Origin of the sequence: Salininema proteolyticum, assembly GCF_042685645.1 — a bacterium.
Taxonomy (GTDB): domain Bacteria; phylum Actinomycetota; class Actinomycetes; order Mycobacteriales; family Micromonosporaceae; genus Salininema; species Salininema proteolyticum.
The window spans coordinates 4,365,849-4,378,056 of sequence record NZ_JBHUNX010000001.1 but is presented as its reverse complement, the minus strand read 5'-3'; the positions used below and the strand labels follow the sequence as shown (position 1 = coordinate 4,378,056).

11 protein-coding genes and 1 tRNA gene are annotated in these 12,208 nt (G+C 67.2%); 4 read left to right on the top strand and 8 right to left on the bottom strand.

Annotation, left to right across the window (positions count from 1 at the left end; genetic code table 11):
- Positions 1 to 33: 33 nt before the first annotated feature.
- Positions 34 to 104 (top strand) — tRNA-Gly (locus ACFTE1_RS20270).
- A 95-nt stretch (positions 105 to 199) separates the two neighbouring features.
- Here the strand turns inward: ACFTE1_RS20270 and ACFTE1_RS20265 are convergent.
- The gene (locus ACFTE1_RS20265) at positions 200 to 679 is read right to left on the bottom strand and encodes a GNAT family N-acetyltransferase (protein ID WP_380617876.1); all 480 of its coding nucleotides are present in this window, start codon (positions 677 to 679) and stop codon (positions 200 to 202) included.
- A 483-nt stretch (positions 680 to 1,162) separates the two neighbouring features.
- On the opposite strand from ACFTE1_RS20265, the gene ACFTE1_RS20260 reads away from it, so the two are divergent.
- On the top strand, positions 1,163 to 2,293 hold the full coding sequence (locus ACFTE1_RS20260; RefSeq protein ID WP_380617877.1) for a PP2C family protein-serine/threonine phosphatase: 1,131 nt from the start codon (positions 1,163 to 1,165) through the stop codon (positions 2,291 to 2,293).
- A 135-nt stretch (positions 2,294 to 2,428) separates the two neighbouring features.
- Here ACFTE1_RS20260 and ACFTE1_RS20255 read toward each other — a convergent pair whose 3' ends face one another.
- Positions 2,429 to 3,244 carry a hypothetical protein gene (locus tag ACFTE1_RS20255; RefSeq protein WP_380617878.1) on the bottom strand — a complete coding sequence of 272 codons (816 nt, stop codon included), beginning with the start codon at positions 3,242 to 3,244 and terminating at the stop codon, positions 2,429 to 2,431.
- Between the two features lie 196 nt (positions 3,245 to 3,440).
- Here ACFTE1_RS20255 and ACFTE1_RS20250 point away from each other — a divergent pair, with 196 nt between their 5' ends.
- Complete coding sequence (locus ACFTE1_RS20250; protein WP_380617879.1) at positions 3,441 to 5,282, top strand: acyl-CoA dehydrogenase; 1,842 nt, start codon at positions 3,441 to 3,443, stop codon at positions 5,280 to 5,282.
- A gap of 102 nt (positions 5,283 to 5,384) precedes the next feature.
- On the opposite strand, the gene ACFTE1_RS20245 is transcribed toward ACFTE1_RS20250, so the two are convergent.
- Positions 5,385 to 5,957, bottom strand: coding sequence for a hypothetical protein (locus tag ACFTE1_RS20245; protein ID WP_380617880.1), 573 nt, complete (start codon positions 5,955 to 5,957; stop codon positions 5,385 to 5,387).
- A gap of 321 nt (positions 5,958 to 6,278) precedes the next feature.
- On the opposite strand from ACFTE1_RS20245, the gene ACFTE1_RS20240 reads away from it, so the two are divergent.
- Entirely contained in the window at positions 6,279 to 6,833 is a 555-nt protein-coding gene (locus tag ACFTE1_RS20240) for a GNAT family N-acetyltransferase (protein WP_380617881.1), read from the top strand.
- 423 nt (positions 6,834 to 7,256) lie between these two features.
- Here the strand turns inward: ACFTE1_RS20240 and ACFTE1_RS20235 are convergent, their stop codons facing one another.
- The 5 genes from ACFTE1_RS20235 to yidC all read right to left on the bottom strand — a co-directional run bounded on the left by ACFTE1_RS20235 (position 7,257) and on the right by yidC (position 12,201).
- Complete coding sequence (locus tag ACFTE1_RS20235) at positions 7,257 to 8,321, bottom strand: ParB/RepB/Spo0J family partition protein (RefSeq protein ID WP_380617882.1); 1,065 nt, start codon at positions 8,319 to 8,321, stop codon at positions 7,257 to 7,259.
- On the bottom strand, positions 8,322 to 9,542 hold the full coding sequence (locus ACFTE1_RS20230; protein ID WP_449329522.1) for a ParA family protein: 1,221 nt from the start codon (positions 9,540 to 9,542) through the stop codon (positions 8,322 to 8,324). It abuts the gene before it with no gap.
- 99 nt (positions 9,543 to 9,641) lie between these two features.
- Positions 9,642 to 10,304 carry a 16S rRNA (guanine(527)-N(7))-methyltransferase RsmG gene (gene rsmG, locus ACFTE1_RS20225; protein WP_380617884.1) on the bottom strand — a complete coding sequence of 221 codons (663 nt, stop codon included), beginning with the start codon at positions 10,302 to 10,304 and terminating at the stop codon, positions 9,642 to 9,644.
- Between the two features lie 79 nt (positions 10,305 to 10,383).
- The gene (locus ACFTE1_RS20220; RefSeq protein WP_380617885.1) at positions 10,384 to 10,878 is read right to left on the bottom strand and encodes a Jag family protein; all 495 of its coding nucleotides are present in this window, start codon (positions 10,876 to 10,878) and stop codon (positions 10,384 to 10,386) included.
- Between the two features lie 267 nt (positions 10,879 to 11,145).
- Positions 11,146 to 12,201 (bottom strand): membrane protein insertase YidC, encoded by a 1,056-nt coding sequence (yidC, locus tag ACFTE1_RS20215; protein ID WP_380617886.1) that lies wholly within the window; start codon positions 12,199 to 12,201, stop codon positions 11,146 to 11,148.
- Between the last annotated feature and the right edge of the window lie 7 nt (positions 12,202 to 12,208).

Genomic DNA, 12,208 nt, shown 5'->3' with positions numbered 1-12,208 from the left:
GGTTGTTTTCCCTTGAAGGTGAAGGATTCGCACGCGGATGTAGTTCAATGGTAGAACCTCAGCTTCCCAAGCTGATAGCGCGGGTTCGATTCCCGTCATCCGCTCCGAGGCGAAAGGGCCCTCCGGTTTCCGGAGGGCCCTTTCGCGTGTCCGAGTCCCTGAGGCGCCGTTCGCGGCCCCGCCGGTCCGACCCGGGTTCTCAGAGCGCCTTGCCGACGTGGACGGTGTCCTCGTACTCCGCATAGGCACCGAACGGTTCGATCGGGGTGTATCCCATCGCCTCGTACATGGCGATCGCCTCGGGCTGCTCGGGCCCGGTGAAGAGGATTACGCGGCTGCGGCCGGCGTCGCGGGCCGTGGACTCCAGGTCCTCCATGATGAGGCGCGCCAGGCCCCTCCGGCGGGCGTGCTCGCGCACGTAGATGCGCTTGAACTCGACGGTCTCGGGGTCGACCGTCTTCCACGCCCCGCAGCCGAGGGCCTCGCCGTCGGTGTCGTACGCGATGAGGAAGATCCCCTGCGGCGGGTCGAAGTCGTCGGGGTCGATCGGGCTCTGGTCGCCGTCGCCTCCGTAGCGGTTGCGGTACTCGTCCTGGATCTCTTCGCACAACTGCTGTGCGAGGGGGTTGGCGTACGGCTCCGCCTTGATCCTGATGTCGGCTTCTCTCTTGACTGGCACCTTATAAGCTTGGCACCTGACCACGGGTAGAACAAGGTTCGGAGACGTGCCCAACGCCGCCACCGGCAGTGATCCGGATTCCGCCGGCCCGGCGAGACTCAGTCAGTTCGGCGAGGCCCCGGCAGTCCGGCGGAGCTCCGCCGGTCCAGTAGGACTCGGTCGATTCGGTAGGGCACTTTCGAATCGGTGAGGATCGGTCGGCCCCGGGGCTCGCCCCCTCCCGCGTTCGGGTGCTTCGCCCCGCCCGGCCCGCCCTCCGGCTCCATACCGCCCGGAATGTCCTTTCGTCCCGGCCCCGGACCGCGTCCCTTGCGTCCGGTCCGTCCCCGCTTGGCGGGCAATGGAAAGAAATTCACCAGATCCGCCGAAATCAGTGACACCCTGAAGTGAGAGCCCCTATCCACCAACAAACTTTCTGGTAAAACCGTTGCGGTAGGGTGTACCACCCATGCGCCCGTTCACGTCGAAGGAGGAGGTGGAGCGATGGTCGTCCGGCCGGTGTCGCAAGTCCCGCCCAAGCTGTGGCTGAGCCTGTTCACCGCCACCGCCGTCGTCCTCGGGCTGACGGCGTGGGAGCTGTTCACGCACTCCTCCATCCACGCGATCTCCATCCTCATCGCGCCGCCGATGATCGTCGCCCTCTTCTTCACCTGGCCCGTCACCCTAGGCATCGGGGCCGCCTCCGTAGTGGCGGCCACCGCCATCGTCTACTCCATGCCGAATCTGGGCATACACCCCGTCCACCAGCACTGGGTGGACATCGGCCTGATCGTGATCGCGGCGCTCTCCGCCATCGCGCTCAGCGTGTCCAGGGAGAGGGGCCGGACGCGGCTGGAGGCCGCGACGGAGATCGCCGCCGTGGCGCAGAAGGCGATCATGCGGCCCCTTCCGAAGAAGACCGGCCCGTTCCTCATCGCCGCGCGCTATATCGCGCCCCAGCAGGGCACCCAGATCGGCGGCGACCTGTACGAGGTGCTGGAGACGCAGTTCGGCGTCCGGTTCATCGTGGGCGACGCCCGCGGGCACGGGTTGAAGACCGTCCGCTTGACCTCGACGGTCCTGGGGGCCTTCCGCTTCGTGGCCTTCGACCGCGCCGACCTGACGTACCTGGCCTCGGGCCTGGACCAGTCCGTGTCCCGCAACGCCACCGAGGAGGACTTCGTGACCGGCCTGCTCGGACAGGAGCGCGGCGGCACCCTGGAGCTGGTCAACGCCGGACATCCGCCTCCGCTGCTGCTCCGCAACGGGACGGTCGACTACCTGGAGACTCGGACCGTCGCCCCGCCCTTCGGGCTCGGAGGCTCCTACACCTCGGTCTCGTTCCGCCTGCGCCCGGGCGACCGGGTCCTCCTCTACACCGACGGCCTGGCCGAGGCGCGCCGCGAGGGCGAGTTCTTCCCTCTCTTCCAGCGCGCCCAGGGCCTGATCGGCCACGGCGACGTGGGGGACGCACTCGACTCCCTGGAGGACGCCGTGCGCGACTGGATCCACAACCAGGTCACGGACGACATCGCCCTCATGCTGCTCGAATACGTCCCGCAGACGGGCTCGGAGCCGCCCTCGCGCGAGGAGGCGAGGCCGGCCGGCGACGACGCGCCCGTGCAACGGCCCTAGGTGGCCTCGCACTCCCGGAGCAAGCCGAGTTCCCGGAACCGGCGGACGAATGCGCCCCGCCGGACCTCGACGACCTCGCACGCTCGCGGGCGGTCGGGAAGCAGGTGACCCGCCGCACCGCGCCGAGCGCCGGTCTCAGGCCTTCCCAGGGACCAGGCTCGCGCCGTCGCTGAACACCGCCAGGGCGCTCTCCTCGACGAGGCTCCTGGTCACGATCCGGTACCAGAGCGGGCGGCGCCGGCGGTGCCTGCCGACGTAGATCCTCCCCCGCCCGGCGCGGTCCACCTTTCCCGGCTCGACCGCGTCGAGCAGGACAGTGGCCTCGAAGGTGACGGCCGGGGCCGGAGGAGCGACTGCGACCCCGCCGTCCGTCGTCTCATCCCGGGACACGGCCCCGGGCGTCGTTGCGTGCTCGGTGGTGATCGGAGGAAGGCTGAACCCGTCAAGCTCTGACCGGCCGGACTCCCCAGGGACCTCCGTGCCGGGCGCTCCGCCGTCGCCGAGCAGCAGCGCCGAAGCGGGCGACGGGGCTCCACCCGAGGTCACGGTCTCGTCGAGGGCCGTATCCCCGGACAGTGCGGTCCCCTCGCCGAATGCCGCGGATCCGTCGGCGGGAGCGGAAACGGGGAAGGGGAAGGGAACGGGCTCCCGGGACGGCGCCGCCAGCGTGAAGAGCAGGGATCCCGCGGACGGACCCGCGTTCTTCCCGCCCGCGCCGGTACCGGGGAGTCCCCGGGCCGGCGGTGAGACGTCACCCGCGCGACCGTCGCCCTTTTCGGCGCTCTTCCAGTCGACGTCGACCGGCCGCCCCGCCGTCGCACCCCCGGGGCCCGCCGCGGGCCGACCCGCGGACTCGCCGTCCACCTCCCGAATCGCGACGTTTCCGCCGGTACGCTGGCTTGGTAGACGGACCTCCAGCCCCAATGCCGCGCTGCCTCTCTCGGTGTCCATAGCCGCTCCTTCCCGGGGGTGTTCTTCGTACAAACGACGGGTCACTAAGGTCAACGAGGCACCCGCAGGCAAGTTACGCCCGTATCAGTCGCCTTCCTGACAACTGCGCCACCGAATCACCGCCCCCGAAACTTGCCATGAGCTACTGGTGAGTAATATGATGGAGCTAACTCAGCAGTCCAATGAAGGAATCGCAATGACGCACTACCGCCACAACCTCCGTGACCTGGAGTTCAACCTTTTCGAGGTCTTCGACACCCAGAAGACCCTCGACCATCCTTCGTTCAGTGATCTGGATGTCGACGTGGCCAAGGAGATCCTCCAGCAGGTGGCCGCGATCGCCGAGAACGACCTTGCCACGAGCTACGTGGAGGGGGACCGCGCGGGCACCGACTTCGACCCGGCCACCGGCGACGTCAAACTTCCCGAGTCCGTCCGCAAGAGCTTCCGCACCCTCATGGACGGCGAGTTCTGGCGCCTCGACCTGCCCGACGAGCTCGGCGGCACCTACGCTCCGCGAGCCCTGTGGTGGTCGCTGGCCGAGCTCATCCTCGGCTCCAACCCGGCCATCTTCATGTACGCCGCCGGCCCGTCCTTCGCCACGACCATGTGGCAGGAGGGCACCGAGGAGCAGAAGCAGTGGGCGAAGATCGCCATCGAGAAGCAGTGGGGCGCCACCATGGTCCTCACCGAGCCCGACGCCGGCTCCGACGTCGGCGCGGGAGTCACCAAGGCCTATAAGCAGCCCGACGGCTCGTACCACATCGAGGGCGTCAAGCGCTTCATCACCTCGGGCGACAGCGACATCGCGGACAACATCATCCACTACGTCCTCGCGCGCCCGGTCGGCGAGGAGGGCGTCGGCGGCCCCGGCACCAAGGGCCTGAGCCTCTTCGTGGTCCCGAAGTACCACTTCGACGGCGAGACGGGCGAGCTCGGCGAGCGCAACGGCGTCTACGCCACCAACGTCGAGAAGAAGATGGGCCTCAAGGTCTCCTCCACGTGCGAGATGACCTTCGGCGAGAAGGCCCCGGCCAAGGGCTGGCTGCTCGGCGAGCGCCACGAGGGCATCCGCCAGATGTTCCTCATCATCGAGTACGCGCGCATGATGGTCGGCACCAAGGCCATGTCCGCCCTGTCGACCGGCTACCTCAACGCGCTGGACTACTCGAAGAGCCGCGTCCAGGGCGCCGACCTCCGCCGCTCGACGGACAAGACCGCTCCGCGCGTCCCGATCATCAACCACCCGGACGTGCGCCGCTCCCTGCTGATGCAGAAGGCCTACTCCGAGGGTCTGCGCGCCCTGGTCGCCTACACCGCCTCCTGGCAGGACAAGTCCCGCCTGGCCGAGATCGACGGCGAGCACGACGACGCCAAGGAGTTCGACGCGATCAACGACCTGCTCCTTCCGCTCGTGAAGGGCTGCGGCTCGGAGCGCGCCTACGAGATGCTGAGCCACGAGACTCTGCAGACCTTCGGCGGCTCGGGCTTCCTGCAGGACTACCCGATCGAGCAGTACGTCCGCGACTCGAAGATCGACAGCCTCTACGAGGGCACCACGGCGATCCAGAGCCTGGACTTCCTGTTCCGCAAGATCGTGAAGAACAACGGCGAGGCGCTCATGACCATCGCCACCGAGATCGGCGAGTCCCTCGAGGACGGCGCCGAGAACCTGGCCGGCGTCCGCGCCAAGGTCCAGCGCGCCCTCGGCGACGTCCAGGGCATCATCGCCGCCCTGCAGCCGGCGCTCATGTCCGCCATGGGCGGCGAGCCGGGCGAGGAGTTCTACACGACGGGCCTGCACTCGCGGCGCCTGCTGCTGGCCACCGGCGACCTCATGGTCGCGTGGCTGCTGCTCCGCCAGGCCGAGGTGGCGCAGGCGAAGCTCGACGGCGGAAGCGACGAGGAGTTCTACAAGGGCAAGGTCGCCACGGCGGAGTTCTTCGCCAACGAGGTCCTGCCCCGCCTGACCTCCGACCGGAAGATCGTCGAGAACTCGGACCTGACCGCCATGCACGTCTCCGAGGACGCCTTCTAGCCAAGATGTCGCCTTCCGTCCAGGACGGGAGGACCACGGCATGAGAAGAGGCCGGCGCGTTTCATGTGAAACGCGCCGGCCTCTTCTCGTCGTCGGGCCGGGTCAGTCCTCGTCCATCCAGGCGGCGATGTAGGCGAGGTCGGACTGCCACTGGCGGCGGTCGACGGGCGGGAGGATCTCGTCCCACATGGTCATGAACGGGCCCCGCATTTGCAGGTACCCGGTGGGCCGCCCGAGGAACCACTGCTGGAGGTGCGCGGTGCCGTCGCCCCAGCGGTTGACGTGGACCTGGGACACGGACTCCAGCGAGCGGACGGCGCGTTCGAGGCGCACGGTCAGCAGGCCGAGCTCGGCGGCGTGCATGCTCGACAGGTCCCCCAGGTCCAAGTGCGCGCGCGGTTCCAGGACCACCACGACGGGCAGCCCGCTGGGCTCGTGCGGGGCCTTCAGGCGCCACCGCTCATTGGACCAGAGGTAGTCCTCGTCCCGTCCCTTGCAGGAGACGCAGTCGGCCGGGTCGCTTCCCCGGCGCTCGGGTTCCCGCGGCACGGGCGGGTCGATGGGTTTGAGTCGGAAATCCCCGTGGAAGGGGAACGCGGGCCACTGAACGAACGTGGGCAGTCCGCTCTTCTGTTCCGGACGGACGGTTCCAGAGCCGTACGTCGCATTGTCCATGAACGCCCCTCGATCGGTCGCGAGTCAGTCAGAGTGCAGGAGGCTTAAGGGGTTTCGGGAGCTACCTCCCTTCACGTTACCGCACGGGCACCATGAGGGGCACCGCCGCACGGGAGGACGGCGGGTCGCGCCTCCGCGATGGACCCGGCGGGAATCCGTCCTTTCTCCGGCGCCCGTCGTGACGGATCGACGCCGTTCCCCGCGCCGATTGCCGCCAAGGCAGGTGACGGAGGCCATCTCCGGACCACCCCGGCCGCTCCGCGCGGCCCATATGCCGGGACCGGACTCGGCCCTGGTCGCAGCATCGGTCACAATAGGGGGGTGCAAACTACAGTGACTGAGACCTCGGCGCCCGACACACTGTCGGTGCTGAAGGATCCGCCGGTCACCGCCGCGCTCGTGGATGAGCTCTCACATTTGTGGGTTCGTGTCACCAACGCCGGCGGTTCCGTCGGTTTCGTCCCGCCGGTCTCCCTCGAGCAAGTGCGACCGCACACGGTTTCCATCCTGTCCAAAGTCATCGACCGCACCGACACCTTGGTCGCGATACAGAAAGGGGCCGCCGAAGTTGTCGCTTGGTGTGTACTCACATCGAACGACAGCCCGCCGCGGAGCAGCTGGCGCACGATGCGCCACGTCCAGGTGGACCCCGAACAGCAGGGCGCCGGCATCGGAGGAGTCCTCCTCTCCTCCGTCGACCGCGTCGCCAAGAACGACCTCGGCCTCCGCGCACTGAGCCTCAAGGCTCGGACGGGGACGGGCGCCGTCGATTTCTACCAGCGCCACGGCTTCCACGAAGTCGGACGCCTCCCGCGGGCCGTCGAGATCGGTCCGGACGACTGGCGCGACGACATCATCATGTGGAAGGAACTCTAGAGTTCCACTAGTCGACCGGCCCCGTGTTTCATGTGAAACACGGGGCCGTTTCTCGTTCACCCGGAACGCGGCGTTTCACGTGAAACGTAAGATCACGCCTTACCTAGATCACCCGGCAAGGAGAGCCATAGTTTCACGTGAAACACGGGGCCGCCGACCCCCCGATCTCCGACGTGGGCACCTCATCGCCCGACCGCGTCGGCTGCCCCGTCTGGAATCCGCGCCCCCATCCGTCGCCCCGGCCGCGTCCGATTCCGTGTCCGACTCGGCAGACGGGCCCGACCCTCCCGCTCCTTCGTCCGGTCTCGTCGGATACCTCGAGGACGGAAAAGCACACAGAAAAAGGGCCGCTGTTTCACGTGAAACAGCGGCCCTTTCATGACTCGGTCCGAGGAGCCGACGCGGCCCCTTGGAGACCCGGGATTACGTGTGCGTTCCGTCGAGGTGGAGCTTCTCCACGATCCGGTCCAGGTCCGCGACGGAGCCGAAATCGATCGTGATCTTCCCCTTCTTCCTCCCCCACGTCACCTTCACGCTCGTCTCGAAGTGGTCGCTCAGGCGCTCCTTGAGCTCGTCGAGCCCGGGCGCCTTCATCTGGTCGACGACCTTCTTCTTTTTCGGCGCCTCCTCTTCGAGGACCGGGTTCTCCTCAAGCTTGCACGCGGTCACGATCTCCTCGGTGTTGCGGACCGTCAGCCCCTCGCTGATGATCCGCTCGGAGATGTGCTCCTGGGTCCCCGCGTCCTCCAAGCTCAGCAGCGCCCGGGCATGGCCGGCGGTCAGCACCCCGGCCGCGACCTTCGTCTGCACCTTCGGCGGAAGCGAGAGGAGGCGGATGGTATTGGAGATCTGCGGGCGCGAACGCCCGATCCTCTTGGCCAGCTCCTCCTGCGTCACGCCGAACTCGTCGAGGAGCTGTTGGTACGCGGCGCCCTCTTCGAGGGGGTTCAGCTGGACGCGGTGGATATTCTCCAGCAGCGCCTCGCGGAGCATCTCGTCGTCGGCCGTCTCGCGGATGATCGCGGGGACTTCGCTCCACCCCAGGGCCTTCGCGGCGCGCAGGCGTCGCTCACCCATGATCAGCTCGTACCGGTCACCCGTGTTCCTGACGGCGACCGGCTGCAGCATCCCGACCTCGCCGAGCGAGGTCTTCAGCTCCTCCAGGAACTCCTCGTCGAAGTACTGGCGGGGCTGCTTGTCGTTCGCGTCGATACGGTCGACCGGCAGCAGCTGGAACTGGGCGCCGGGAACCGAGGCGAGATCGTCGGCCGCCGGGGATTCCTCCGCCGGGGCCTCCTCCTTCGGCCGCTCTGTTTCACGTGAAACGGAGGGCTTCTTTTTCTTCGCCTTCACCTTGCGCTGAGCCGGGGCGGGTTGTTCCGCAAGTTCCGGCTCGTCCTCGACCTCGTCCGCCGCCTCCGCCTCGGGGAGTCCCGTGGGAATGAGCGCCCCGAGTCCGCGGCCGAGACCGCCACGCTTTGCCGCCATCTACTTCTTCCTCTTCTTGGTCCGGGAGCCGCGCTGGGCCATCTCCGCCGCAGCCTCGACATAACGGGCCGCCCCCTTGGAGGCGGGATCGTAAGTGATGATCGACTGGCCGTATCCCGGAGCCTCCGACAGGCGGACGCTGCGGGGAACGACCGACGACAGCACCAGTTCGTTGAAGTGGCCCCGAACCTCCTTCTCGACCTGGTCGGCGAGTTTCGTTCGCTTGTCGTACATGGTCAACAGGATCGTCGAGACCTTGAGCCCCTCATTGAGGTGCGCCTTGACCAGTTCGATATTGCGCAGCAGCTGGCCGAGGCCCTCGAGGGCATAGTACTCGCATTGGATCGGAATCAGGACTTCCCGCGCGGCGACGAGCGCGTTCACCGTCAGAAGACCGAGGGAGGGAGGGCAGTCGATGAGGACGTAGTCGAGCTCCTCGTCGTAGGCGTTGAGCGCCTTCTGCAGACGGGCCTCGCGCGCGACGACGTTGACGAGCTCGACCTCGGCGCCGGCCAGGTCGATGGTCGCGGGAATGCAGAAGAGGCCGGGAATGCCGTCGACCTCGTGGGCGACCTCTTTCAACGGGGTCCCATGAACCATGGACTCGTAGATGCCCGGAGTCCCTACGCCGTGCTCGACGCCGAGCCCCGTGGAGGCGTTGCCCTGCGGATCGAGGTCGACGACCATGACGCGGTTGCCGTGGAGCGCCAGGGAGACCGCGAGGTTCACCGTGGACGTCGTCTTTCCGACGCCGCCCTTCTGGTTCGCCACCGCCATGACCCGGGTCTTGGTGGGGCGCGGCATTTTGATCTCGCCGTTGGGGTTGAGGATGCGTATGGCCCGCTGCACCTCCCAGGCGATGTCGTACTCGGGCTGCGCGGCGGGAGCCCCCTGCGCGGGGATCTCCGTCTCGTCGTGCGCCTCTGCCGGCACCGCGGACTCGTCCGGTGCTGCGTGTCTTGCCATCTGTGTGCGGCCTCCCCCGTGCGGTTCGCTGTCGCGGGGATCGTCCCCGTCGTCTTTCACGTGGCCGTCGGTAGACGGTCGGACGGCCTTCTCAAGAGTATCGCGAATCCGAAGTTCGGCAGGAGTAGGTTTCCCGAAAGAGTCGCCTGTCGGACTGCCCTTTCCGGGTCGCCCTGCGCCCTTGGGGGAATCACCGTCGCGGGGCTTGGGGGAATCACCGTCGCGGGGCTTGGGGGAATAAGTGCTCACATCGATAGACTACGTCCTATGCACAACGATCTCCACCCCGGACCGGAAAACGGCGCGGAAAAGGCGCGGCCCTGAGGACCGCGCCCACCTGCTCTTCTGAAAGTCTCAGCCTGCCTTGACGATCGAGACGACCGTCGTGGGGACCTCCAGGAACTCCCCTCCGCACGTGAGGATCTCCGGGCTCTCCCCCTTGGCCTTGCGGATCTTGTACTTGTCCCGCTCGATCTCGTCGGCGGCGCTCCTGCCCTTGAGCGCCAGCATGGTTCCGCCCGTCCGCGCCAGCGGAAGGCACCAGTTCGCCAGCTTCCCCAGCGGCGCCACCGCACGGGACACCACCACGTCGGCCTCGCCCTTCGGGTCGACTTCCTCCGCGCGCGCCCGGACGACTTCGACATTGTCGAGGCCCAGTTCCTGCACCGCCTCGAACAGGAACACGGTGCGGCGTTCCATCGGCTCCACCAGCGTCACGGAGAGATCCGGGCGGGCGATGGCGATCGGGAGGCCCGGGAGCCCGGCGCCGGAGCCGACGTCCAGGACTTCACTCCGGGAATCGATGAGCTCGGCGACCACCGCGCTGTTGAGCACGTGCCGCTCCCACAGGCGCGGGACTTCGCGCGGGCCGATCAGCCCGCGGGTGATGCCTTCCGTGGCGAGCAGGCCGACATAGGTCTCCGCTCGGGCCACGCCCTCATCGCCCCCAAAGATCGAGCCCAATGTTTCACGTGAAACACCGGGCTCTATCTCCGAGGCACTGCTCTCGTCGGTCACGAGGTGCCTTCCTTATTTCGTCTCCACGGACGTCCGCGACGGGTGCACGCGGACGCTCTCTCCCACGACGGGCTCGGCCCTACGCGGGCCGCACGACCACGCGGCGGCGCGGCTCTGCGCCCTCCGACTCGCTCTCGACGCCGTCGGTGGCGTTGATGACGTCGTGCACGGCCTTGCGCTCGAAAGCGCTCATCGGCTCCAGCTTGACGGGGCGGCCGGTGTCGAGGACCTTCTCGACGGTCCGACGGGCCACGCCGGACAGCTTGTCCCGGCGCTTCGCGCGGAAGCCGCCGATGTCCACCATCAGCCGCGAGTGCTCGCCCGTCTTGCGGTAGATCGCGAGCCGGCTCAGTTCCTGGAGGGCCTCCAGGGTGGCGCCCTTCGGGCCGATCAGGTCGCCGAGGCCGTCGCCGACGACCTCGACTTGGGGACGGTCGCCCACGACGAGTTCGTCGATGTCGCCGTCGAGGTCGATGATGTCGAGCAGGCCCTCGATATAATCGGCGGCCACCTCGCTCTGGTCAAAGAGTTCGTCTTCGGAGGTCACTTCGTCCTCCCGCACCGTTGAGGCCATAGTCGTCTCTTGTGTCCTAACGCTTCGAGTCTGTATTTATGTTCCTAATAGTATTTAACCACCGAGGGCGGGGCCGTTCGCAGGACAACCTCCCGCGGGCCGCGATCTTCACTGGACGCCGCCGTCGGGGAACCGCACTCGGAGTGTCGCCGGCCCTCGCCTTCCGGGTCGGGGAGCGCGACCCGGTTCGCGTCGTCGGGGCCGGGACCTCCCACCTCAGGCACTGGGGGCTGTCACAGAGTGTAACTCCGTGACAGCCCGCCCGCCTCAGTAGTTCTTTTTCTTCTTTTTGCCGTTGTCGGAAGAGGCGCCGCTCACCTTCTTGGCTCGCGCGATCTTCTCCTCCCGACTGAGGTTCTGACCGTTCTGGCCGGACTGCCCGGACTTGGCGCCCTTGGCCTTCTGCGGCTTCGCACCCGGCTTCGGAGCCCTCGCCTTGCGACGCTCCTCGGCCTCCTTCTGCTCCTCGAGCATTTTGTCGTGGGCCTTGGTGCCCGGCTTCGGGGGCTTCTGGTAGGTCTCGTTCTGCTTCGGCGGCGGGTACTTCCGCAGCACGTACTGCTGCTGCGCCAGCGAGAAGAAGTTGTTGAACGTCCAGTAGACGACGACGCCGATCGGGAAGAAGAGGCCCGAGAAGACCAACGTCAGCGGGATGCCGTAGAGCATCACCTTCTGCATCGTCCGCTGCGTCGGGTCGACGCTCCAGCCGGTCTTGAGGATCATCTGGCGCGTGGTCAGGAACGTCGTGGCGATCATGATCAGCATGAGGACGATCGCGACGACCTTCACGGTCACCGGGTCGGCGCCAGCCTGCGAGATGTCCGCACCGTCGGTCCGGAAGGAGGCCCAGAACGGCGCTCCGAAGATCTTGCCTTCGTGGACGAAGGAGTCGAACTGCTCGACCGTCCACCCGTACTTCTCCTTGGTGAAGTCCTCTTGCTTCGAAGGATTGACACGCTCGAGCACGCGGAACAGGGAGATGAAGACCGGGATCTGGATCAGAATCGGAAGGCAGCCCATCAGCGGGTTGGCCTTCTCCTTCTTCCACAGCGCCATCATCTCGCGCTGCAGCGTCTCCTTGTCGTTCTTGTACTTCGCCTGGAGCTCCTTGATCTCCGGGGCGAGCTTCTGCATCGCCCGCTGAGAGCGGATCTGCTTGACGAACAAGGGGAACAGGACGATGCGCAGCGTGATGACGACGAAAACGATCGAAAGCAGCCACGCCCATGAGGTGTTGAGGGCGTCCGCGCTGCCAACGACGTTGTCCCAGAGGTCGTGCCATCGCAGCAGGACCCAGGAGATCGCCGTATACAAGTAGCTCATATACAAG